The sequence below is a fragment of the Fluviicola taffensis DSM 16823 genome (assembly GCF_000194605.1).
Classification (GTDB): Bacteria; Bacteroidota; Bacteroidia; order Flavobacteriales_D; family Crocinitomicaceae; genus Fluviicola; species Fluviicola taffensis.
Genome location: NC_015321.1, coordinates 3,605,830 through 3,628,378, shown reverse-complemented (window position 1 = coordinate 3,628,378; position 22,549 = coordinate 3,605,830). Strand labels below are relative to the sequence as shown.

General features: G+C 35.1%; 17 protein-coding genes and 1 CRISPR repeat array (1 of these 18 cut by a window edge). Of the genes, 13 read left to right on the top strand and 4 right to left on the bottom strand.

What is annotated here, in order from left to right; translation table 11 throughout:
* Window positions 1-106: 106 nt before the first annotated feature.
* Window positions 107-1,525, top strand: a complete 1,419-nt coding sequence (locus FLUTA_RS15785) for a right-handed parallel beta-helix repeat-containing protein (RefSeq protein ID WP_013687900.1) — start codon at window positions 107-109, stop codon at window positions 1,523-1,525.
* Between the two features lie 146 nt (window positions 1,526-1,671).
* On the opposite strand, the gene FLUTA_RS15780 is transcribed toward FLUTA_RS15785, so the two are convergent.
* Entirely contained in the window at window positions 1,672-2,598 is a 927-nt protein-coding gene (locus FLUTA_RS15780; RefSeq protein ID WP_013687899.1) for a malate dehydrogenase, read from the bottom strand.
* 246 nt (window positions 2,599-2,844) lie between these two features.
* Here FLUTA_RS15780 and FLUTA_RS15775 point away from each other — a divergent pair, with 246 nt between their 5' ends.
* Together FLUTA_RS15775 and FLUTA_RS15770 are read left to right on the top strand one after the other, a co-directional pair.
* Window positions 2,845-3,414, top strand: a complete 570-nt coding sequence (locus tag FLUTA_RS15775; protein ID WP_013687898.1) for an RNA polymerase sigma factor — start codon at window positions 2,845-2,847, stop codon at window positions 3,412-3,414.
* On the top strand, window positions 3,411-4,658 hold the full coding sequence (locus tag FLUTA_RS15770) for a T9SS type B sorting domain-containing protein (RefSeq protein WP_013687897.1): 1,248 nt from the start codon (window positions 3,411-3,413) through the stop codon (window positions 4,656-4,658). Before FLUTA_RS15775 ends, FLUTA_RS15770 begins: the two co-directional genes overlap by 4 nt.
* Before the next feature lie 7 nt (window positions 4,659-4,665).
* Here FLUTA_RS15770 and FLUTA_RS15765 read toward each other — a convergent pair whose 3' ends face one another.
* The 3 genes from FLUTA_RS15765 to radC are packed head-to-tail and all read right to left on the bottom strand — an operon-like array spanning window position 4,666 to window position 7,577.
* Window positions 4,666-5,601 carry a GSCFA domain-containing protein gene (locus tag FLUTA_RS15765; RefSeq protein ID WP_013687896.1) on the bottom strand — a complete coding sequence of 312 codons (936 nt, stop codon included), beginning with the start codon at window positions 5,599-5,601 and terminating at the stop codon, window positions 4,666-4,668.
* Window positions 5,598-6,881 carry a polysaccharide deacetylase family protein gene (locus tag FLUTA_RS15760; RefSeq protein ID WP_013687895.1) on the bottom strand — a complete coding sequence of 428 codons (1,284 nt, stop codon included), beginning with the start codon at window positions 6,879-6,881 and terminating at the stop codon, window positions 5,598-5,600. Before FLUTA_RS15760 ends, FLUTA_RS15765 begins: the two co-directional genes overlap by 4 nt.
* 3 nt (window positions 6,882-6,884) lie before the next feature.
* A complete protein-coding gene (radC, locus tag FLUTA_RS15755; RefSeq protein ID WP_013687894.1) occupies window positions 6,885-7,577 on the bottom strand; it encodes a RadC family protein in 693 nt (230 codons plus the stop codon).
* A gap of 106 nt (window positions 7,578-7,683) precedes the next feature.
* On the opposite strand from radC, the gene FLUTA_RS15750 reads away from it, so the two are divergent.
* From FLUTA_RS15750 to cas2, 10 genes are all read left to right on the top strand, one after another.
* The gene (locus FLUTA_RS15750) at window positions 7,684-8,697 is read left to right on the top strand and encodes a metal-dependent hydrolase (RefSeq protein ID WP_013687893.1); all 1,014 of its coding nucleotides are present in this window, start codon (window positions 7,684-7,686) and stop codon (window positions 8,695-8,697) included.
* Window positions 8,698-8,837: 140 nt separating this feature from the next.
* On the top strand, window positions 8,838-10,340 hold the full coding sequence (locus FLUTA_RS15745) for a T9SS type A sorting domain-containing protein (protein ID WP_013687892.1): 1,503 nt from the start codon (window positions 8,838-8,840) through the stop codon (window positions 10,338-10,340).
* Window positions 10,341-10,515: 175 nt separating this feature from the next.
* Window positions 10,516-11,691, top strand: a complete 1,176-nt coding sequence (locus FLUTA_RS15740) for a glycoside hydrolase family 3 N-terminal domain-containing protein (protein ID WP_052301395.1) — start codon at window positions 10,516-10,518, stop codon at window positions 11,689-11,691.
* Between the two features lie 121 nt (window positions 11,692-11,812).
* Window positions 11,813-12,376: a hypothetical protein gene (locus FLUTA_RS15735; RefSeq protein ID WP_013687890.1), complete on the top strand. Its 564-nt coding sequence runs from the start codon at window positions 11,813-11,815 to the stop codon at window positions 12,374-12,376.
* Window positions 12,377-12,470: 94 nt separating this feature from the next.
* Entirely contained in the window at window positions 12,471-13,388 is a 918-nt protein-coding gene (gene rluF, locus FLUTA_RS15730) for a 23S rRNA pseudouridine(2604) synthase RluF (RefSeq protein WP_013687889.1), read from the top strand.
* A 393-nt stretch (window positions 13,389-13,781) separates the two neighbouring features.
* Window positions 13,782-18,158, top strand: a complete 4,377-nt coding sequence (cas9, locus tag FLUTA_RS15725) for a type II CRISPR RNA-guided endonuclease Cas9 (RefSeq protein ID WP_013687888.1) — start codon at window positions 13,782-13,784, stop codon at window positions 18,156-18,158.
* A 5-nt stretch (window positions 18,159-18,163) separates the two neighbouring features.
* Entirely contained in the window at window positions 18,164-18,763 is a 600-nt protein-coding gene (locus FLUTA_RS15720) for a plasmid pRiA4b ORF-3 family protein (protein WP_013687887.1), read from the top strand.
* A 6-nt stretch (window positions 18,764-18,769) separates the two neighbouring features.
* The gene (locus FLUTA_RS15715) at window positions 18,770-19,741 is read left to right on the top strand and encodes a virulence RhuM family protein/type II toxin-antitoxin system death-on-curing family toxin (RefSeq protein WP_013687886.1); all 972 of its coding nucleotides are present in this window, start codon (window positions 18,770-18,772) and stop codon (window positions 19,739-19,741) included.
* A gap of 69 nt (window positions 19,742-19,810) precedes the next feature.
* Window positions 19,811-20,701, top strand: a complete 891-nt coding sequence (gene cas1, locus FLUTA_RS15710) for a type II CRISPR-associated endonuclease Cas1 (protein WP_013687885.1) — start codon at window positions 19,811-19,813, stop codon at window positions 20,699-20,701.
* 16 nt (window positions 20,702-20,717) lie between these two features.
* Window positions 20,718-21,056 (top strand): CRISPR-associated endonuclease Cas2, encoded by a 339-nt coding sequence (gene cas2, locus FLUTA_RS15705; RefSeq protein ID WP_013687884.1) that lies wholly within the window; start codon window positions 20,718-20,720, stop codon window positions 21,054-21,056.
* 206 nt (window positions 21,057-21,262) lie between these two features.
* A CRISPR array of direct repeats spans window positions 21,263-22,549; the repeat unit is 47 nt; unit sequence GTTGTGTGCTATCGTTCTAAAAATACAAATTGAAAGCGAATCACAAC (it continues 4,144 nt past the right edge of the window).

The following is a 22,549-nucleotide window of genomic DNA, read 5'->3' as shown; positions in this document are numbered from 1 at the left end:
TATACTTAATTTTGTTCTTATTCGAAAATTGGTGTGCAAAGATAATGAAACTATTTTAATTCACAACAAAAAAAATAAAACCTACTACTCTTTCGTTACTTTTGTCATGATGAAATTAGTAAATCTATTTTTGGGAGTCGCAATTTTAGCTTCTCTTTTATTCAGTAACTCTGCTTGTAAGAAGAAGAACTTATTTGGAGATGGTAATTTGAATTTTTCAACAGACACCTTGATTTTTGATACCGTTTTCACTACAATCGGCTCTACCACAAAGTATTTTAAGATTTATAATCCACAAAATAAAGCTTTAAAAATTACCGATGTTCAGTTAATGGGTGGTTCCAATTCTCCGTTCAAATTGAATCTAGATGGCTTACAAGGAACTAGTTTTTCTGATTTAGAAATTGAAAAAGGAGACAGTTTATTTTGTTTTGTGGAAGTAAAATTATCTGTAAACGGCCAAAACTTACCTTTAATTGTGGAAGATTCAGTTCGATTTAGAACCAATGGAGAAGACCAATATGTGAAATTAGCCGTTTGGGGACAAGATATGTACTACCATTATTCCGATTTTTCGATTCCCAATGGCCTTGGTCTAAACCTCAATGAAGGCACTTGGCCGAATGACAAACCGCACGTAATTTTCAATAGAGCATTTGTAGATTCTGCCAAAACACTCAATATTATAGAGGGAACAAAAATTCATCTGCACAAAGGCGCAATTCTTTGGAATTACAAAGGAACTTTAAATATTGATGGTGCATACAACAATAAAGTAATCATTCAAGGAGATCGATTGGAAGGTTCCTACCAGGATGTTCCAGGTCAGTATTATGGAATTTATCTGCAGGAAGCGAGACCTTCTATCATTAATAACGCAGTGATCAAAAATTCCATTGCAGGAATTCATGTCGATTCACGTGACGCAGCCTTTAATCAAAATACACTCACCATCTCCAATACCGAAATTTTCAATGCTGCCAGTTATGGCCTATTCTTATTTAATGGTCCAAAAGTATATGGCGAAAACGTATTGGTTCATAGTACGGGAGTTCACTCATTATTAGTGATTCAAGGTGCTGATTTCACTTTCAATCAGTGTAATTTCTTAGGTTATGGTTCAGGCGAAGGAAGTACTCCTGCTGTTGGAATCTCCAATCACTACACCAATTCACAAGGAACAACCATGGTAGCTCAAATTCCAAATGCAAATTTCAATAACTGTGTCATTTACGGAAGCACAGGTGAACACTTGGCAATTGACACAATACAAACTGGAGGATTGACACTCAACTTCCATTTCCGAAATTCAGTAGTTTTAAAAACAGATTTGAGCAATGGGATGTTTACTTATTGCTCGAATGGAAATCCATTGTTTACGAATCCAAATAGCAATAATTTCAAATTCACATCCAGTGCTTCCAGTTTGAGTAACAATGCAAATCAAACCTATTCAACTGCCCAAGATATAAGTGGACAAGGAAGAAATTCACCTCCTGACATTGGGGTTTACGACATCCCGTAAGATTCGGTTGGTTTGAATCTTCGAGAATTCGTGAACAGATTTACAATTAAAAAATTGAAAATCAATATTTTACGAATTTTAAATCATTAAAAAAGTCGGAGTTTCCACCCCGACTTTTTCTTTATAACCTGTCTTAATTTACCTGATTAGTATTTCAAATCTCCGTTTATTTCTCTTACAGCATTCGCTGCTTCAACAAACTTCGCTTGCTCTTCTGCAGTAAGTGTAATGTCCACAATCTTTTCAACTCCGTTTTTCCCGATAATGGCTGGAACACCCAAACAGATATCATTTTGTCCATATTCACCTTCCAGCATCAAAGAACAAGGAATCATTTTCTTCTGATCACAAACGATTGATTGAACCATTACAGAAACAGCTGCACCTGGAGCATACCAAGCTGAAGTTCCTAATAATTTAGTAAGAGTTGCACCACCTACTTTCGTTTCTTCAGTAACATAATTTTGTTGCTCTGCATTTAAGAATTCCGTTACAGGAACACCATTTCTTGTTGCTTTGCTCATTAATGGAAGCATTCCTGTATCACTGTGTGCTGCGATTACCATACCGTCCACATCAGAAATTGGGCTTCCTAAAGCTTCTGCTAATCTATATTTGAAACGTGCAGAATCCAAAGCACCACCCATTCCAATAATCTTGTGTTTCGGAAGACCTGAAGTTTTGTGAACTAAATACGCCATTGTATCCATTGGATTGGAAACAACAATAATGATTACTTCCGGAGAATTTTTCACCAAGTTTGCTGTAACATCTTTCACAATACCAGCATTTATTCCAATCAATTCTTCACGTGTCATTCCTGGTTTTCTAGGAATCCCTGAAGTGATTACTGCTACATGAGAACCAGCTGTTTTGCTATAATCTCCTGTTGTTCCAGTAATTTTTGTATCGAATCCGTTAAGAGATGCTGTTTGCATTAAATCCATTGCCTTACCTTCAGCAAATCCTTCTTTAATATCTACCAATACTACTTCTGAACAGAAGTTTTTCATTGCGATATACTCCGCACAGCTTGCTCCTACAGCCCCTGCTCCTACTACCGTTATTTTCATTGTTATCTAATTAAAATGATACTTAAATTTCTATAAATCGCAACGAATTTAAGAATAAAACTTAGCTCCTACTGTAAATTTTATAGAGAAATAACGTTATTTGTAAACTGGTTATTAAAACCAAGTTTAAACAGGGTTCAAAAAGTTCAAAGGGTTAAAATATTGGATTTTTTTGAACTTTTAAACTTTTTGAACTTATTTAATGAGGCAACCCTATTGACAATCGTTCGTTATTGAAAAGAGACAGTGAAACAGAATTGGGAATTAGAAGATATAATTGAAGGTTGTAAGTCGTCCGACAGGAGGGCACAAGAGCAATTATTCAAGAAGTTTTACGGGAAAATGTTGGTTGTTTGTCAACGATATATTCGCGATAAAGATTCAGCCCAAGAAGTTTTACAAGAAGGTTTCATTAAGGTCTTTGAACATATTAAAGGTTACGACAAGAAAGGATCTTTTGAAGGTTGGATGAGACGGATTATTGTGAATTGCGCAATTGATTCGATTCGAAAATCGAAGAAAGATTGGGTGCTGAGCGATAACGACAATGATTTCAAATACATACCCGAAGAAGACGAATTCGGAGAAGATTGGGAAATTACCACGTTAAAAGCAGAAGTTGCATTGGAAGCAATAAACAAGCTTTCACCAGCTTACAAAGCAGTTTTCAACTTGTATGTGATGGAAGAATTTACGCACAAAGAAATTGCGCAAATACTTGAAATCTCGGAGGGAACGTCGAAATCAAATTTAGCAAAAGCCAAAATGAACCTACAAAATTATTTGAAACAAAAATTTATAAAAATCGCTCAATGAAGAACATTGAACAGATCATAAAAGACTCGCTTGAGAACCATGAAATGCCTTATGATGGGGCTGCATGGGAAGCTATGTCTAAACGTTTGGACGGGACGACTCCTTCTCCATTCTACCGAAAATGGTGGGTTGCAGCTTCAATTGGTACAGTACTAGTTGGATCATCCTTATTTTTCGGATTAAACAATCAAACTGATTCTTCAAAAACTGCAGATGCAAATGCTCCTGTGGCAACAAAAACGAATACCACAACTCCAACGAATAATCAAGCTGATAATCGTTTTGATACACATACCAATCCTCAAACTAACACACCAAACGAACAACAAGTCGCTACAAATTCAGTTGATAAAACTCAACAAAGCGCTAAACCTCATGTTACTCCTAATCAAATTTTAGAAGTAACTCCATTAAGTGGATTCTATATTGAGCCAATTATCTCAACTAAAAATGATTCTGGGAATCCTAGTAATGAGCAAAAGAACTACTTACCAGTACAATTAGCTCAAACAAATTTGTGTATCGGTGATGAAATCGAAATCACAAATCCAAATGATGCCTTATCGATTTCAGTGATTCAAAATAACAGAACTCAACTCATCAAACCAGGTGGAAAAAGAGTTGTTACAGCGAATGTTGAAGGAACAATTGAGGTTGTTTCAGGAAAAAACACACAAACAATTGCAGTCAATAGACCAAGTGATAAATTATACATCAGCGCTGATCCAACGGTGATTTATAACAATGGTATTCCATCCGTAGAATTTACAGGTTCTGGAGCAGAATCAACCATTCACTGGACTGTTGAAAAATATCATGGGGAAGTTCAAAATGGAAACTTCATCGTTCATCCTTATACTGGAAAGGACATTACTGTAAAAGCAACAAGCAAAGATTTAAATGGCTGCACAGTAACTGAAACTAAAACAATCTCTATTAAAGAAGAATACAATTTACAGGCTGTAAATGCAATCAACATTAATTCTGGTGACTCACGTAACAATCGTTTCATGCCATATGCTTTGATTGAACGGAATATCGCATTTGAATTATACATTTACGATGCAAAAACGGGTCGTGTTATCTATAAAACAAATGATACTTCGAATGGTTGGGATGGTACGGACATGAACACTGGTTCACTCGTGCAAGCTAGTTCAGTACATCTTTGGAAGGTAATTATTAAAAATCCATTACCTGGAGAACCAAAAGAATACAAAGGAACCATTTTAGTCAATAATTAAACATATTTTACCAGACTACTACTGGATATTGGGAAAGGAAACTTTCCCTTTTTTGTTTTAGCTGATTTCGGTAGTCTTCTGCCTTTTTAGATTCCGGATAAAGCAATCGATGCTCTTCCATTTTTCGAAGTTTGATGATTTCCTCGATAAGTTCATTTGTTTTCTCTGAAAAAAGCGTTGGTTTCAAGAAATCCCACACAAACTCCGTTGCTTGCTCATTGGGATGTACTCCATCCACTTCGAAATAGCAGTAATCCCGCAATACATCATTAACCAATTCGTAGGATGGAAAATAATGAACAGATTCTTGCTGGAGTAATGAAACTAATCGAACTAATTCAGCCTTCGATTGAGAATTTTCTAGTAAACCATCTCGGACATAGCGTACAGGGCTTATCGTAAAAACAACTTGGATTGTTGGATTCAGTTCTTTCAATACACTTAGAGCAGATTTCCACTCAGAGAACATTTCCTCTGCGCGAATCAATTCCTTATCGAACGTTATTTGTGGCTGTTGGTGACAATTTGCAACGATACTTCCAGATTCTTTCAAGCGATATCCATGAGCAGAACCGAGTGTAATAACCAAAATTCTTGCTTTCTCTAAAGAATTCTTTAATGTTCTTAATTGCTGATTGAGTAATTCATCCAATCCTTTAGAATCCATCGAATAAATGGCGCTACTCGCATCATAACTCAAAAAAACATCTTCTTTTTGGACGAAAGAGCTTCTTTCCACTTTACTCAATGCCATTAAAATCTGTTTAGCCAATGGAATCGGATGAAAAACAACTCCCAAAGGATTATCCAACACTTGAAATCCAGCCCTGCGGAACCACAGACTCATATTCGTGGAAAAACACGAACCTAGTTGTACAATCGAATCACCGTGTTGAATTTTTGGAAAATTTTTCGGAATTAAGCTCGCTGTTGAAATACTCATTTTAATTGCTCTAATGTATAATCAAACACTTGTTTCCAGCCCTTCCACTTTCCTGCTTCCGCAAGCGTTTCATTGTGCCAAATAAAGCAGAAAACACCTCCATAATCTTTCACTTCTTGAACCAATTGTTTCACAACTACTTGGCTTTGAGCAATACTTAATTTCTTGTATTCCAACAAAGTTCCATCCATGTAAGCAAAGGGTACAATTCGGTAATCTGGAAAAGCTTGATTCGTTAGTAAATCGAAAAATGCATGTTCATGAGCTGTTCCAGCACGGAAACCGTAATCATCCGCGTATCCCATTGTGTAATCCTTCTCAAATCCCTGTTCCATCATTCGGTGATAGGTTTTGGGTAAATTAAGTTTCAAAAAATGCTGGCGAGATTCATGAGCAGATTTGGAAGTAATTTTCTTGATTCGATCTATTTCCTTGGTCAGTTTATCATCCGATGTATTGCTTGCATAACTAGGATGTAAACCAATATATCCCAATTCATTCAATTCTTGAATTAGTCCTTGATGTCGTGAATCATTCCAAGATATGTTGGTATCGTATTTTGCATAATCTCCCACGTGCCAAAAAATACGTGTTTGTGGAAAGTTCCGATAAACTTCTCGAATATCATCAAAAGAATCAAACGGATCTTTTTTCTGACCACTTTGAACCTGCTTGCGCTCCTCTATTCGTTCTTTGTTTCTCTTCAAAAAGTCTTTTCCAGCAGAAAGCCAAGTTCTCCAACCTTCTTTCCATTTGTGAGCAAACGTATTATCAATATCGAAAGTTGGAATTGGTTGAAACGTTTTTTTTGACTGAAGAATTTCTAAGTAATTTGGCGCATAAACCTGGAAAAATGATTCTATCCAACGTTCTACAATTTGAATATGTAGCCAGTCAAACTTACTTTGAATACTCTCTTTGGCAGTAAAACGACCATGTTCATCCGGGAATTTGACAAAATACTCTTCGTAACGAGATAAGACATAAAAAACAGCAGCTAAAGGATCTGTTATTGAATCAATTGTCAAGCAATCAACTCCATTCCAATTTCCTTTATCTAGTTTTTTCAAAACACGCGGCCGCTCTTCAAAAAGCAAAGTCGCAGGAGCTAAAAAGGGAATCTTTTCAAAGTCAAAATTGGAATAAGATAACTTTATCCCTTCGAATACTACAAACCTCTTTTTATCGTTGGTTAGTTGATATTCCAATCCATGTTCCTTGAACACAAAATCCAAGGTGTATATCAATCGAATTGAAATTTCATCAACGTAAATCAGCATGATTTAAAGTAAATTTTGATCTGCAAAGCTAAAGTAGCCATTATCTGTGATAATCAAATGGTCTATGACATTCATTTCAATGAGCATACCAAATTGCTGGATTCTTTTGGTTAATCTTTTATCTTGATCACTTGGTATCAATATTCCACTTGGATGATTGTGTGCCAAAATTATTCCGCAGGCAGATAAATCGATTCCATGTTTAAAAATGATTTTAGGATCTACAAATGTTCCTGTTATTCCTCCAATTGAAAGTTGTTTTACTTGTAGTATTTCGTTCGAATTATTGAGATAAAGAATGTAAAATTCTTCATGCGTTAAATCGGTAAAATAACCTTTCAATTCTTCATAAGCTTTCTGAACACTGTCAATTTTAGGCTTTTTATCAGCTCGTAATTCCTTTCGCCTTCTTCCCAACTCCAATGCTGCCAAAATACTTATTGCTTTCGACCGACCAATTCCCTTTACTTCACACAACTGCGAAAGACGCAATTTTCCAAATTCATACAAACAGCCATCACTCAGTGATAAAAGTTCTCTACCTAAATCTACCGCTGATTTATCGCCACTTCCTGTACCGATTAGAATAGCGATTAATTCTGCATCAGAAAGAACACTTTTCCCTTTTAAAATCATTTTTTCTCTTGGGCGATCATCCTCTGCCCAATTCCGAATTGAGAGTTGTTTTTGTATCATATTTACTCATTTCTTATTTAATTTAAGAAAAAAGTTCAGCTTTAACACTATGATTCAATCACATTTTTTAAGCTTTTCATTTCTTTTTAACCTGTACATTTGCTCTATGGATTCTTTGACACAAATTGTACTTGGAGCAGCAGTTGGCGAAGCTGTTGCTGGAAGAAAAATCGGAGCAAAAGGGGCACTTTTAGGAGCAATTGGTGGAACAATTCCTGATTTAGATGTCTTTTTACGCTTCTTTTACGATCCATTAGACGCAGCTTTAGTCCACCGAGGTTTTTCACATTCATTACTCTTTGCATTACTTGCTGGCCCCTCTTTAGCTTATTTATCTCACCTGTTAAGCAAAAAAACGTACAGCTTTAAGATGTGGTTCTTATTGTGGTTTCTTTCCATCGTTACTCATCCCATGTTGGATATCTTCACAAACTACGGAACTCAATTCTTCTGGCCATTCTCTTGGCGACTTACTTTCAATACCGTATTTGTTATTGATCCTTTATACACCATTCCGTTTATGGTTTTGCTGATTGGAGCTCTTTTGATGAAACGAGAATCAAAAAGAAGGAAAATCTGGAATTGGACAGGAATCATTTACTCTTCTCTTTATTTGCTTTGGGGAGTCATTGTGAAATGTTGTATTTACAGTAATACAGACAGCTACTTTGCTCAAGCGAATATAAAACCTACGAGAACAATGGTTACTCCAATGCCTTTAACTTCTTTCTACTGGGATATTATAGCTGAAGACGATTCCAATTACTACATCGGATACAAATCTCTTTTTGCCGATTTTAATCCGAAAGAAATTGAGATTATTCCAAAAAATCATCACCTTTTAAAGGCCTTAAAATGGAATGGAGAATCTCGAATTCCGCAAATTGAACACATCACCAATGGGTTTTACACAATTGATAAGCATTTGGATAGCTTATTTATCTACGATTTGCGATTTGGAACAATCACAACCATCACTAATGGTGAAAGCAGAAATCCGCTTATGGGATATGGTTTCACAACAAAAGGTCAAAAAGCTGGTTCGGTGTTTTCTTACAGATCCAAAGATTTCAGCAAAATCCAATTTGGTATTTACATGCAGAAAGTCTTCGGAAAATAGATTCAACTGTTTGAATTCCTCATTAAATTCATATTAAGTGTGATTTATCTTTATTTCAGACAATTTGACTATCAGTTATTTGCGTGAATTAATCGATTTAGTATACTTTTAGTACAATAATTCATTCAAATTAATATGCTATGAAAATATCCTTAACTCTTTCAACTTTATTTCTAGCTTCATTTGCCTTTACTCAAAATTATTCTCCCATTGCTGTAACGGGATTTAATTATGATGTAATCGCAGAAGCAACCCCAGCGATGTCGACGACAAACACTTCAATCGACGGAAGCGATTATGTTTTATACAGTCAAAACTACGGTACACAGCTTTCAACGGGATCAGGCCTACCAAATACTGGTCTGATTACATCTGGAAATAGCACTTATCAGCTCGCTCCGTATACATCTGACAATGTTATTTTCCTATCAACTGGGCAAACAGATTCATTGGAATTCACAACACCTAGTTCTTACTCTTCTTTAAGTTTCTTAGGATTTTCATCTGAAGGGCCTGGAACTGTACTATTCGTCATCAAATTTACTGATGGCTCAGCAATGGTTGTAAACAATAATAATTTACCAGATTGGTTTGATGGTAGTAATGCTGTTTTGAGTGGTTTTGACCGAACAGGAAGAACGGGAGACACTCCAGATTTAAGTACTTTTGCACCATATCTGTATCGAATTAATGTAAATTTATCTTGTGCCGATCAAGCAAAATTGGTTCAACGAGTAATGATTATTAATACAACGTCTTTCCCAACTATTAAAACTGCAATATTTGCAGTATCTGGAGCTGCAACTGTAAATGCAACAAGTATTTTAGATTTCCAAGATTTGAATTGCTTTGGAGAAACAGACGGGTTTATTCAATTAACTCCCTCAGGATTAACACCAATTACGTATTCATGGAATACAACTCCAGTTGTAACTTCTCAAAACTTAAATAATAGAGGTGCAGGAACATATACTTGTACCATTACTGATGCAACAGGCTGCTCTAAACAATTAACTCAAATCCTTACGCAACCTGCTGCCATTGGAAGTAATCAAACTGCTGCTATTTGTGCTGGTGAAAGTTTTACAGTTGGATCGTTTACCCATACAACTTCTGGAACATACAATGACCCATTGCCTTCATTTTCGGGATGCGACAGTATTGTTACAACAGTTCTAACGGTGACAGCTATTAATAGTAATATCAGTCTATCTGGAAATCAATTTAGTGCAGTTACAAATGGCGCTCAATACCAATGGTTAAACTGTGGAAATGGGTATGCGATTGTACCTGGAGCAACTTCTCAAACATTCATTCCAACTGTGAATGGAGCTTATGCTGTATCCATTACTGTGAATAATTGTACTGATACCTCTTCCTGTATCGTGATCTCTACGTTGGGTATTGAAGAAGATCACAAATCAAGTATCTCTTGTTCTCCAAATCCGGTAAAAGATGTATTACAAATTACAACGGATGAAGCAATACGTTCTATTGAAGTAATGGATCTATTTGGCAAAAAACAGGCTCTTTCTTTGAATGAAAATTCACTTCAGATGAACGATTTAGCGAATGGTGTTTATTTGATTCATGTGATTACTCTTTCAGGGGATTCAAAATTATTACGCGTTATAAAACAATAAAGACAATGAAGTTTAGAATCGCTAATCTGCATGTCGGATTAGCGATTTTTTGTTTTAGAAAATTATTTTAAATAAATTTAATCGACCAAAAAGATACCATTCACAGCTGAATTGTTTATAACTGAAAAAGCAAAAAGCAATCAGAATAAACTTTCGACTTACATTTGTACGAACTATGATAAAAGTAGAAATGAAACATTGGATTACAATTTGCGCTTGTTCGGCTTTATTGCTTCAAGCTTGCGGTCAAAATACAGAAGGAGCGAAAACCGAACCTCAAAAAGAAGAACGTAAAATTCCTGAATTACCAGCAATTAAGCATACTTTCAAGTTGACAGATTATTTAACTGATAATTCTGATTTAGAGAAAGATGTCGATGCATTATTCCAAACTTTGGATGATACGGCAATTGTAGCCCAATTGATTATGCCTGCAGTGGGAAGATTGGGAAATACCCAAACATCTATCAATTCGTTGATTGGAAGACGTGTAATTGGTGGTGTTTTGATGTTAAATGGTACAAAAACAGAATTTACTTCTTGGATTACAGAATTCAATAAATTGAATGTCGCTAATGGAAATCCAGGATTTTTATACAGCGCTGATGCTGAGCCGAGTTTGTTTAATCGCAAAATTGGAGGTTCTTCAATCGTTAAAAAAGCAAACGAAATTATGTCTCTTGCAGAAGTAAATCAATGTGCTGATACCATTGCTGCTACTTTGAAAGCTATTGGAATCAATTACAACTTCGCACCTGTTGTTGATTTAGCTAAAAACGGAACTGTCGGCTACCGCGGTTTCGCGAAAGTGGAAGCAAATAATGTTCCTTGGTCGAATGCTTTCATCGCTCGTATGCAAGAGCAAGGAATTATTGCTACAGCAAAACATTTCCCAGGTCATGGTTTGGTTTCTGGTGATACACACAAATCTCTTCAAGCAATTGATGGGGAATTGAAAGAAGTAAAGACTTATCCAGGTTTAATTGAAAAAGGCGTTTTAAGTATTATGATTGGACATTTGGCTGTTGTCAATAATCCAAAATACAACACAAATGGACTTCCAGCTACTTGCTCGAAAGTGATTATTACTGATTTATTACGCAAAGAACTTGGCTTCAAAGGATTAGTTGTTACAGATGCAATGAATATGGGCGGAGTTACTGCCGTAAAAGGAAACAGCGTGAAAGCTATTGAAGCTGGAGTTGATATTTTGTTAATGCCTTTGGATTGTATGAAATCGCATGGAGAAATTTTAGCAAAATACCGTTCAGATGCTGCGTTTAAGTCCATTGTTGATGCTGCAGCAAAACGCGTACTTCGTATGAAATTATGTGCTGGAGCAATTAAATAAAAAACTGAAATTTAACACGGAAAGACCGATTTGTTCGTCAACTGCGAATGATCGGTCTTTTTTTTGCCCAATTCAAAAATGAGACTACTTTTATAGTGAGACTTACAAACTTTGAACGAACATGAAAACACTTCTTATCCTTCTTCTAGTGACTACAAGCCGATTGATTCATGGGCAAATTGTTCACCAAACAATCAACGAAGATAAGACATACGAATATTGGTTTTCGTTAGATCAGTATCAAAAACCCTTGAATTACGCCATTGAAATTGCACATTTAGGGGGAAATGTGAATAAGCTCGTAGGCAAAATGAAAGACAATTCCAAAAACGGAAATATGACTATTCACGATACAAAAGGCAAGCTTTTATTTGAGAAAAAATTGGGTTCCGATTTAAGCTTCGAGTTTGCTACAGACCAGAAGGAAGTTGTTATTGCATTTACTGTTGATGGATTTGCCACTTACACGAAAAAAACGTCTGTCGAAACGCTTTCAGTACTTGTAATGAAACTTCAACCAGAATCACAAGATGAAGTCTATCAAATCAATTCTAAAAAAGAATTAGCAGAAGCTGAACTAGATTCGATTATGAAATGTGTTCATAATTGCATGCAACACACTGTCAATAAGGACATCAATACCTGTGCAAAAAATGGAGAATACAGCATTTCACTACAATTGTAAGAATTCAATAACTCCTTTCACAATTGCATCTCTTTCAAAACAAAACGAATTAGTGTAACTTCGCACTCCTTCATCTTGTTTTTAATAAAAAATCATGCACGAATCAATCCGGTTAAATAAATTCATCAGCGATAGTGGCTACTGTTCGCGCAGAGAAGCCGATAAGTATATTGAACAAGGATCTGTATTCATTAACGGTGTTCGTGCAAAAATAGGTACACAAGTTACTAGAAGAGACAAAGTGGTTGTAAATGGCCACACGCTTCAACAAAAAAGTCAAGAAGAAGAAATATACATTGCACTTAACAAACCTCCTGGCGTTACAAGTACAACGGAAAAAGGAGTCGTCGATAACATTGTAGATTATGTAGGTCATCCACAACGAATCTTCCCAATCGGTCGTTTAGACAAGGATTCTCAAGGATTGATTTTTCTCACCAGTAACGGAGACATTGTCAATAAAATTTTGCGCGCTGGAAACGAACACCAAAAAGAGTATCTCGTAACAGTAGACAAACCAATTACCCCTGATTTTATTGCGAAAATGGCAACTGGAGTTCCTATTTTGGGAGTGGTTACTAAAAAATGTATCGTTGAGCAAATTTCCTCAAATGTCTTCAAAATAGTCCTCATTCAAGGATTAAACCGCCAAATTCGTAGAATGTGTGAGTATTTCCAGTACAATGTGACCAAACTGGAGCGAACACGCATCATGAACATTGAGCTAAAAGGCATTCCTTTGGGCGAGTGGCGTGAATTGACAGAATCAGAAATGCGCATCCTGAACGACATGCTGAAGGATTCCAAAAGTGAGACTGACCGCGTGTCGCAAAAAGCTTCAGCGGTGGGACAAAAGCCGAAAAGTAAACCCACTCCACCGAAGAAAAAACCAATTGTTGCAGCTAAAAAAACAGGAACTCAAAAACCCCGCTCCTTTGGAAGTAAACCAGGAACTGGCGGTAAATCAGCCAGTTCTAGAGGGAAAAAGTCAACTTCTCGCGGTAGGAGGTGAAAATAATCGGAACAAATAGACATAAAAAACGCTCCTGATCTTGGACAAGAGCAAGCATCGCCTGCGATAGTTTCAAGCCCAGCTTGAAAAAACAATTATACTCAATTAGAATTTTGAACAAATAAAAACGAGGCAGTCTTTCGATGCCCCGTAGTAAATGTTTTCACAACGGAATAATCCTTATTGTGATTCGCTTCAATTTGTGATGCCAAAATAACTACTTCAAATCACAAATCCAAAGAAAAAAAGATATTTCCAACTAAATTTCTTGTACGTAAAAACCTTACGATGTTCAGTTTCTATCTTTCAAGGGCAAAAAATGATCACAAAAAAACCAAGCTAGGCTTATTGGCATTTTTTGCTAATTTTAGTACAACTTAATTGCTATTTACAATGACAAAAACAATTCTAGGACTGGATTTAGGGACGAACTCGATTGGTTGGGCGTTGATTAATCAAGATTTTGATAACAAAAAAGGTGAAATTCTTGGAATGGGAAGTCGAATTATCCCGATGACACAAGATATTAAAGATGAATTTGGAAAAGGTAATTCAATTTCTCAAACTGCAGAAAGAACACGTTTACGAGGAGTAAGAAGACTTATTCATCGAACCCTATTAAGAAGGGAACGTTTACACCGTGTTTTGAATATTATAGGTTTTTTGCCTGAACATTACGCAAATCAAATAGATTTTGAAAAACGTTTTGGAAAGTTTAAACCAGAATCTGAACCAAAAATAAGTTTCGATGGAAATGATGTTTTTCTCTTTGAAAAATCTTACCAAGAAATGTTGGTTGATTTTAAAATTCATCAGCCTCAATTGGTTTCAAATGGAAAGAAAATCCCCCATGATTGGACAATCTATTATTTACGTAAAAAAGCGTTAAGTAAAAAAATTGAAAAGGAAGAATTAGCTTGGATTCTTCTGAATTTCAACCAAAAAAGAGGGTATTATCAATTAAGAGGAGAAGAAGAAGAAGAAACTCCGAATAAATTGGTTGAATTTCATTCTTTAAAAATTGTTGAAGTAAACGCAGATGAACCACAAAAAGGCAAACCTGAAATTTGGTATTCGCTCGTTTTAGAAAATGGTTGGGTTTATCGAAGAGCGAGCAAAACACCTCTGTTTGATTGGAAAGATAAAATAAGAGAATTTATTGTAACAACAGAAATAAACAATGATGGAACAGTAAAAACAGATAAAGAAGGTACTGAAAAAAGAAGTTTTAGAGCGCCAAAACCAGAAGATTGGACTTTGCAAAAAAAGAAAACAGAATTCGAACTTAGCAAATCAGGTAATGAAGTTGGAGCATTTATTTATGAATCTATATTACAAAAACCAAATCAAAAGATTAGAGGAAAATTAATCAGTACAATTGAACGAAAATTTTATAAAGAAGAATTAAAAACAATCCTAAAAACCCAACTCTTCTTTCATAAAGAGCTAAAAGATGAAAAGCTATATAATGCTTGTATTGAAGAACTCTACAAAAATAATGAAGCTCATCGTTCTCTTTTGAGTAATAAAGGATTTGAGCATTTATTTATCAATGACATTTTATTTTATCAACGACCTTTACGTAGTAAAAAATCTCAAATTAGTAATTGTCCATTAGAAAAACGAACATACAAAAAAGAGGGCATAGAAATTACAGAAGGCATAAAAGTAATTTCAAAATCAAACCCGATTTACCAAGAGTTCAGATTATGGCAATGGATTTCTAATCTTAGTCTTTATTGCATTGAACCAACGGAAACAAATGTCACATCAACTTTTTTAAATAGTATTGAAGACTATGAAAACCTGTTTGAATTTCTAAATAATAGAAAAGAAATTGAGCAAAAACACTTGCTGAAATATTTATTAGAGAATCAAGGATTTAAAGGAAAACTATTGACCAACGAATTAGAAAAGTTTCGATGGAATTTTGTTGCAGACAAAAAATATCCCTGCAATGAAACAGGTTCATTATTACACACTCGTCTTTCAAAAGTAAAGAATATCTCACCTGATTTTTTAACGAAAGAAATAGAACATCAATTATGGCATATCATCTATTCTGTAACTGATAAAATAGAATATGAACAAGCCTTGAAAACATTTGCTCGAAAAAACAACTTGGATGTTGATTCGTTTTTTGAACATTTCAAGAAAATCCCTCCATTTGAAAGTACTTATGGAGCATATTCTGAAAAAGCCATTAAGAAATTGTTACCTCTTATTCGATTAGGGAAATACTGGAATTGGGAAGCAATAGATTCTATATCGAAAGATCGAATCAGCAAAATATTATCTGGTGAGTATGATGAAAATATCAAGAATAGAGTACGTGAAAAAGCTGTTCATTTAACATCTGAAAATAATTTTCAAGGTCTGCAAGAATGGTTAGCGAAGTATATAGTTTATGATCGTCATTCAGAAGGAAATGATTTAGGAAAATGGACATCTGTATCAGATTTAGAAACGTACTTGAAAGAATTTAAACAACATTCTTTGCGTAATCCAATTGTCGAGCAAGTTATTACTGAAACTTTACGTGTAGTGAAGGATATTTGGATCAAACACGGGAAAGGAACTGAAAATTTCTTTGATGAAATACATGTTGAATTGGGTCGTGAAATGAAAAACAACTCAGAAGATCGTAAACGATTAACAAATACCATTACGGAAAACGAGAATACCAATCTACGAATAAAGGCTCTCCTAATGGAAATGATGAATGATAATGACGTTGAGAATGTTCGACCTTATTCACCTTCACAACAAGAAATTCTAAAAATCTATGAAGACGGTGCGCTTAATTCAAATATAGAACTGGACGATGAAATAGTAAAAATTAGTAAAAAAGCAGAACCTACCAAATCTGAGTTGCAGCGCTATAAATTGTGGTTAGAACAGAAATACCGGTCACCATATACTGGACAAGTTATTCCACTAAACAAACTATTCACGTCTGAATATGAAATAGAACACGTTGTGCCCCAAAGTCGTTTCTTTGATGATAGTTTTAGCAATAAAGTCATTTGTGAATCCGCTGTCAATAAGCGAAAAGACAACCAACTTGGATTACAGTTCATAAAAAATCATTCTGGTGAAAAGGTAGAACTTGGTTTTGGAAAAGTCGTTCAAGTTTTTACTGAAGAACAATACCTCGATTTTGTCAAAGAACATTACAGCAAAAACAGAAGTAAACACAATAAATTACTACTCGAAGAAATTCCAGAAAAAATGATAGAACGCCAATTAAATGACACGCGTTATATCAGTAAATTCGTTAGCTCAATTTTATCAAACATTGTTCGAAGTGAGAAGGATGATGATGGCTTAAATTCCAAAAATATCCTTCCGGGTAACGGAAAAATAACTACTGAACTAAAAAGAGATTGGGGATTAAATGATGTTTGGAACGATTTAATTTTGCCTCGTTTTGAAAGAATGAACACTATTACAAATAGTGATTTATTCACAACTTACAACGATAAATATCAAAAACACTTACCTACCGTTCCTTTTGAATACAGCAAAGGATTTCAGAAAAAAAGAATAGATCATCGTCATCATGCAATGGACGCCTTGGTAATTGCTTGCGCTACAAGAGATCATTTAAATCTGATGAACAATCAATCTGCCAAATCAGAATTGAAAAGATATGATTTGCAAAATAAACTTAGAAAAAAAGAGCCCTATTTTAATCAGAAAGAGAACAAACAGAAAGAAGCATTCAAAGATTTTATAAAACCTTGGGGAACATTCACTGAAGATTCTAAAAATGCTTTAGAAAAAATAATTATCAGTTTCAAACAAAACCTGAGAGTGATAAATAAAGCAACAAATTCATACGAAAGTTATAAAGACGAAGATGGCAATTTGCGTATTGGTAAAGATGGAAAACCTGAAAAGGGGCTAATCAAACAAAAAGGTTTGAATTGGGCCATTAGAAAGCCATTGCACAAAGACACTGTTTCTGGACAGATCAATTTATCACGAATTAAACTCCCGAATGGAAAAATATTGACTGCTACTCGAAAAAATCTGGACACATCTTTCGACTTAAAAACAATCGAAAATTCAATTACTGATACAGGAATTCAGAAAATACTTAAAAATTATCTTTTGAGTAAGGAAAGTCCGGAATTAGCTTTCTCGCCAGAAGGCCTAGAAGAAATGAATAATGAGATTGAAAAGTACAACAATGGTAAATTTCATCATCCAATTAATAAAGCACGAATTTATGAACTTGGCAGCAAGTTTAATGTAGGCCAAACTGGAAACCGAAGAGATAAATTTGTAGAAGCAGCAAAGGGAACTAACTTGTTTTTTGCTATTTATCAAGATGAAAACAAAAACCGTAGTTATGAAACGATTCCATTAAATGAAGTAATAGAACACCAAAAATGGCGTGCAAGTTTACCGAAAGAAGAACAAGAAAAGATACCTCTGGTTCCTGTTAACAAGTTAAAAGGAACATTTATTTTCAGTCTTTCTCCAAATGATTTGGTTTATGTACCTAGCAATGATGAGTTAGAACGTTCAGCATCAATTGACTTTAGTAAACTAAAAAAAGAACAGATAAATAGATTATATAAAATGGTTAGTTCATCAGGTAGTCAATGTTTTTTCGTGAAAAGCGAGGTTGCAACCTCAGTAGTAAATAAAATGGAATATTCTTCTCTAAATAAAATGGAAAAATCAATAGACAACCTCATGGTTAAAGAAATATGTATTAAACTCAAAATAGATCGATTAGGCAACATTTCAAAAGCATAAACAAAATGGCACACAAATTAATAATAGAGCTAAAACACACTGAACCAAAAATTTCCAGAACAGTCCTAGTTCCAGAGCAATTTACCTTCCATGAATTACATGTTGTAATACAACTGATTATGAATTGGGAAAACGCACACCTCTATCAGTTCAACACAGGCGCTCCTTATGCGAGTGATTCCATTAAAATAATTGATGAAGAGGAAGAAGATTTTTTTGATTTTGGTTCTCAGTTTGAAGAATATGATGCTACAGACACCTTTATTGCTGATTATTTCAACAGACAAAAAAAGAAAATAAACTATATCTATGATTTCGGTGACGACTGGATTCATGAGATTAGACTATTGAAAAAACCAACCGAAGAAGTTTTGTTTCCTCAATGTATCAAAGGAGAAAATGCAGCTCCTGTAGAAGATTGTGGGGGAATCCCAGGATTTTACCACTTACTAGACATACTAAATAATCAAGGGAAATCGAAAGAAAAGAAAGAACTAATTGGATGGCTCGGATTGTCTTCGGATAAAAGTTATGAAGATGAATTTGGATTTGATATTGATGTAGTTAATCAAAGATTGTTGGAGACTTTTGACCAACACCAGTAAAATGAAATGAGCGAAATAATTCTATATCAGAACGAAAGCAATCAAACACAAATCGAAGTAACCTTCGATGGCGATACTATTTGGTTAACACAAAATCAGATGGTAGACCTATTTTCTTCAAGTAAAGCCAATATTAGCGAGCATATTTCAACTATTTTTAAATCAGGTGAATTAGACGGAGATTCAACTGTTCGGAAATTCCGAACAGTTCGAAAAGAAGGAAGCAGACTAGTTTCCAGAGAACTTGAACATTACAACTTAGATATGATTATCTCGGTTGGTTATAGAGTAAATACAAAAAGAGGTGTTTTATTTCGTCAATGGGCTACCCAACGTCTAAAAGAACATCTTGTTAAAGGCTATTCCATCAACCAAAAACGTCTGGACGAATTACAACAAACAATAAAGCTCGTTCAAAAATCTATCAGTCAAGAGACAAATCTATCAGAAGCAAAAGGGCTGCTTCAAATCATTCAGCAATACACTCAAAGTTTTATCTTGTTGAATCAATTTGACAGTGATTCACTCATTTCAGTCAATTTAAACGAAGAGATTACCTACGAAGTCAATTATCTGGAAGCGCGAGCTGCTATTCATGAATTGAAACAGATACTTATTGAAAAGAAAGAAGCTACTCAATTATTCGGCAATGAAAAAGATCAAAGTTTTAAAGGGATTTTAGGAAATATTATTCAGAGTTTCGATGGACAATATGTTTATTCATCCATTGAAGAACAAGCTGCACACCTCCTCTACTTCATCATTAAGAATCATCCATTTAGTGATGGTAATAAACGTATTGGAGCTTTCTTATTTATTTGGTTCTTAGAGAAGAATAAACACCGATTCAAACAAAGTGGCGAACTCAAAATCAACGATAATGCATTGGTTGCTCTTGCGCTTTTAGTTGCTCAAAGTAATCCTACAGAAAAAGAGTTAATGGTCAAGCTAATTGTCCAACTCATCAAAAATCAATAACAATCAAACTGTAACCTTCTGAGAACAAATCAGTAAAAGGAGCTTGTTAACCATAAACTCCTTTTTTAGATGGTAAAGCGCACTATTCATTTCGGTAATCCGGCACATCTCAGTACTCGGAACCAACAATTGGTTGTAGAACTCAAAGATGAAGCTCGAACCACCAAAACAATTCCCATTGAAGATTTGGGAGTTATTATTTTAGAACATCCCCAAATCACCCTCACTTCGAACGTACTCGAATTACTCATGGATCAACAAGTGGCTGTTATTACGTGCAATAGCCGATTCATGCCTTCTGGAATGTTTTTACCCTTAGAAGGAAATAGTGAGCAAACAGAACGTATTCGCACCCAACTGGAATCCAGTCTTCCGCTAAAAAAACAATTGTGGCAGCAAACAGTTCGTTCTAAAATCATGAATCAAGCAATGGTTCTAGAGCGTTTCGGAGTTCCCAATCAACGTCTATTGCATTTACAAAACGATGTTTTGAGTGGGGACACGACGAATTGTGAGGCTCAAGCAGCATCTCATTATTGGGGAAAGATTTATGGCGGAAACTTTGTGCGTTCACGTGACCCAGAAACACCCAATGCGCAGTTAAATTATGGCTATGCTATTTTAAGATCTGTTGTAGCTCGAGCACTAACAGCTTCAGGTATGTTGCCATCGATTGGAATTCATCACCGAAACAAATACAATGCATTTTGCTTGGCAGATGATATCATGGAACCTTATCGCCCTTATGTTGATTGGTTAGTTCTCAATCTTCCAGGACTCGATGAAGCCACGGAAGGATTAACAAAAGAACATAAAATTGAATTGCTCAAGTTACCTCAAATCGATGTATATATCGGAGAAATAAAGCGTCCTCTTTTCCATGCAGTAAGTATGACCACTGCAAGCCTATACAAGTGTTTTGAAGGAACACAGCGTAAGATTTCCTATCCTGAGTTTTAACCAATTTTGAAGATCTATGTACTCTTCTCGTTTTAATGCATATCGAAATATGTGGGTAATGGTTTTATTTGATTTACCGACGGAAACCAAGAAGGAACGTCGTGATGCTGCTCTTTTCCGCAAAAAACTGATTGATGATGGATTCATCATGTTTCAATTTTCCATTTACATGCGCTTTTGTCAAAGTGTTGAAAATGCAGAAGTACATACGAAACGTGCAAAAAATGCGCTTCCTGAAAAAGGCAAAGTAGGGATTTTTGCCATTACCGATAAACAGTTCGGTAAAATGGAAATTTTCCATGGAGCAAAAAAAGCTCCAGAACGAGAACTACCTCAACAATTAGAACTCTTTTAGCTGTGGATAACTTATTGAAACTGTTGAAAAAAAAGAAGCCTATTCTCTTCAAATTGATCCAAAAAATGACTCTGAATTTCAGATAAACCATTTCTTCAGAATAAAAAAAAAGGAACGCTTCAAAAGAAATTGTTGAAAACTGGTTTGGTTTTTTAATTCTAAAAAACACTCTAAACCCCTACTGTACTTAGAAGATAGCCCACCTAGTTGTGTGCTATCGTTCTAAAAATACAAATTGAAAGCGAATCACAACAAGGTAATCAAAAACGAAAAAGATGAAAACGTTGTGTGCTATCGTTCTAAAAATACAAATTGAAAGCGAATCACAACTAGTTAGCGAACATTCCGCCACCAAAAGAAGTTGTGTGCTATCGTTCTAAAAATACAAATTGAAAGCGAATCACAACAATCTCTTCAGGCATACCATTCTTTCCAATGTTGTGTGCTATCGTTCTAAAAATACAAATTGAAAGCGAATCACAACGCTTTTTCAGCATCATGTCCGCACATCTCAGTTGTGTGCTATCGTTCTAAAAATACAAATTGAAAGCGAATCACAACGAGCCTACATCTATTATTGATGTAGGCTCTGTTGTGTGCTATCGTTCTAAAAATACAAATTGAAAGCGAATCACAACAGAATCAACTGCTGTGTTTGTGTGAGTTTAGTTGTGTGCTATCGTTCTAAAAATACAAATTGAAAGCGAATCACAACAATTGTCCAGAAATAACAATTCCGAAATGCGTTGTGTGCTATCGTTCTAAAAATACAAATTGAAAGCGAATCACAACTTCTATTCCCTTTTGCGTTTCCCTTCCGAAGTTGTGTGCTATCGTTCTAAAAATACAAATTGAAAGCGAATCACAACGACCAGCACTTTGTCCTGCGGTTAAATTCTGTTGTGTGCTATCGTTCTAAAAATACAAATTGAAAGCGAATCACAACTTCTATCCCCTTTTGCGTTTCCCTTCCGAAGTTGTGTGCTATCGTTCTAAAAATACAAATTGAAAGCGAATCACAACTTCCCATTACAATAAACAACCCCAGTTAAAGTTGTGTGCTATCGTTCTAAAAATACAAATTGAAAGCGAATCACAACCCCATTACGCTTTTGCGGTTTGTGCCTCTAGTTGTGTGCTATCGTTCTAAAAATACAAATTGAAAGCGAATCACAACTGTTTATTGTTTGAATTGTTTTATGTTATGTTGTGTGCTATCGTTCTAAAAATACAAATTGAAAGCGAATCACAACTGTAACATTATAAAATAACTATCTTTGGTTGTTGTGTGCTATCGTTCTAAAAATACAAATTGAAAGCGAATCACAACTGTTGTTGGTTTGATTGATGTTGGTTGTTTGTTGTGTGCTATCGTTCTAAAAATACAAATTGAAAGCGAATCACAACTAATTCTTTGGGATATCATTAGATGGTGTGGTTGTGTGCTATCGTTCTAAAAATACAAATTGAAAGCGAATCACAACTCCGATTGA

Coding starts and splice junctions, on each gene's coding strand:
- FLUTA_RS15785 (WP_013687900.1), top strand. CDS start 107: ATGATGAAATTAGTAAATCTATTTTTGGGAGTCGCAATTTTAGCTTCT.
- FLUTA_RS15780 (WP_013687899.1), bottom strand. CDS start 2,598: ATGAAAATAACGGTAGTAGGAGCAGGGGCTGTAGGAGCAAGCTGTGCG.
- FLUTA_RS15770 (WP_013687897.1), top strand. CDS start 3,411: ATGAAGAACATTGAACAGATCATAAAAGACTCGCTTGAGAACCATGAA.
- FLUTA_RS15765 (WP_013687896.1), bottom strand. CDS start 5,601: ATGAGTATTTCAACAGCGAGCTTAATTCCGAAAAATTTTCCAAAAATT.
- FLUTA_RS15760 (WP_013687895.1), bottom strand. CDS start 6,881: ATGCTGATTTACGTTGATGAAATTTCAATTCGATTGATATACACCTTG.
- radC (WP_013687894.1), bottom strand. CDS start 7,577: ATGATACAAAAACAACTCTCAATTCGGAATTGGGCAGAGGATGATCGC.
- FLUTA_RS15750 (WP_013687893.1), top strand. CDS start 7,684: ATGGATTCTTTGACACAAATTGTACTTGGAGCAGCAGTTGGCGAAGCT.
- FLUTA_RS15745 (WP_013687892.1), top strand. CDS start 8,838: ATGAAAATATCCTTAACTCTTTCAACTTTATTTCTAGCTTCATTTGCC.
- FLUTA_RS15740 (WP_052301395.1), top strand. CDS start 10,516: ATGATAAAAGTAGAAATGAAACATTGGATTACAATTTGCGCTTGTTCG.
- FLUTA_RS15735 (WP_013687890.1), top strand. CDS start 11,813: ATGAAAACACTTCTTATCCTTCTTCTAGTGACTACAAGCCGATTGATT.
- rluF (WP_013687889.1), top strand. CDS start 12,471: ATGCACGAATCAATCCGGTTAAATAAATTCATCAGCGATAGTGGCTAC.
- cas9 (WP_013687888.1), top strand. CDS start 13,782: ATGACAAAAACAATTCTAGGACTGGATTTAGGGACGAACTCGATTGGT.
- FLUTA_RS15720 (WP_013687887.1), top strand. CDS start 18,164: ATGGCACACAAATTAATAATAGAGCTAAAACACACTGAACCAAAAATT.
- FLUTA_RS15715 (WP_013687886.1), top strand. CDS start 18,770: ATGAGCGAAATAATTCTATATCAGAACGAAAGCAATCAAACACAAATC.
- cas1 (WP_013687885.1), top strand. CDS start 19,811: ATGGTAAAGCGCACTATTCATTTCGGTAATCCGGCACATCTCAGTACT.
- cas2 (WP_013687884.1), top strand. CDS start 20,718: ATGTACTCTTCTCGTTTTAATGCATATCGAAATATGTGGGTAATGGTT.